Raw genomic sequence first — 1,088 nt, 5'->3', positions numbered from 1 at the left:
ATTTATCTAATCCCGAAGGGGTTAAATCATATTCACGAGCAATATCAGCACGTGACTTTCCATTTTCATAAAGCTTCACCATTTGCAGTTTAAATTCAGGCGTAAATGTTCGACGTTGACGTGGCATAGTAGCACACTCCTTTTTATTAGTAGTCTTAGTTTACAAGCCCTCATTTATTCTGTCTAACTTAGTGTAGCCTATCCACCCCCACTTATCAAAAAATATTTTCAATAAAATTAATTACATCGTCCCAAAAAGAAAACAATAATAAAAAGCCTATGACAAATGAAGTTAATAATGCAGTTAATACTGGATGTTTGTGAAAAAAACCCTCGTTATTTTTGGCTTCGTTACCTACAATATTTTGCTTACCTATTATCGAATCTTTAATTTTATTTTTATCCCCTATTTTGATTTTCATCTGTCTCTCCTAAATAATTTCCCGATCATCGAATCTTTAATTTTATTTTTATTCCCTAATTCTATTTGTGTACTATCCCCAAAAACAACTTGTTGAATATGATATATTACTTCTTGAGTTACTTGAGGTTTTTCTTCAACTTGAGATAAGATATCAAGTTCATCAATATTTTCAAAGTTTTTTTCCAGAAGCATAATGACATCGAGAATCTTAGACTTAACAGAAGATATAATTCCATCTAACTGATTAAAAGAAAAAGCTATACGCATACTTGCAATTTGAAGCTCATAATCTGAAATAGAGTGGCATATTTCTGTTGGAATACGACGAGCTATATTGTCTTTTTGTTTACTATTGATTAAATTATTAATAGCATTAACACTGTCTGTCATCTCCATAGTTGTTATAGTTTCAATATCTTCGGCGAATTGTATAATCAAGTTAGCACCTGAATTTATAAAAAAAAGTGCCTTAGCGAAAAATCATGTATTATTGAGGTTACGACACCAAACAATAAAGGATGATTTTGCTATGACACTCATAAAGAATAACACATTTAAAAACAAAAACATAACACACCTTTCTGTTGCCGAACTAGGATGATACAAATGTTTACTCCGCAAGAAAGAATCACATCGGTCAATTGCTTATTTACTCAACCGGTCA

Annotated in this window: 3 protein-coding genes; all 3 read right to left on the bottom strand. The window is 31.2% G+C overall.

The window, feature by feature from the left end; genetic code table 11:
• On the bottom strand, positions 1–127 hold a 127-nt coding region (locus BCAMP_RS11240), incomplete at its 3' end, for an IS3 family transposase (RefSeq protein ID WP_035315678.1).
• 88 nt (positions 128–215) lie between these two features.
• The gene (locus tag BCAMP_RS11235) at positions 216–422 is read right to left on the bottom strand and encodes a hypothetical protein (protein ID WP_035315676.1); all 207 of its coding nucleotides are present in this window, start codon (positions 420–422) and stop codon (positions 216–218) included.
• Positions 419–862, bottom strand: a complete 444-nt coding sequence (locus tag BCAMP_RS11230; protein WP_051457069.1) for an AbiTii domain-containing protein — start codon at positions 860–862, stop codon at positions 419–421. The genes BCAMP_RS11235 and BCAMP_RS11230 overlap by 4 nt, the downstream gene beginning before the upstream one ends.
• Positions 863–1,088 lie beyond the last annotated feature (226 nt).

The sequence above is a fragment of the Brochothrix campestris FSL F6-1037 genome (assembly GCF_000525915.1).
Lineage (GTDB): Bacteria > Bacillota > Bacilli > Lactobacillales > Listeriaceae > Brochothrix > Brochothrix campestris.
The sequence above is the reverse complement of the archived record's forward strand: the minus strand, read 5'-3'. Positions and strand labels throughout refer to the sequence as shown.

Excerpts from the sequence above, each read along its gene's own strand:
- BCAMP_RS11235 (WP_035315676.1), bottom strand. The coding sequence starts at position 422 with ATGAAAATCAAAATAGGGGATAAAAATAAAATTAAAGATTCGATAATA.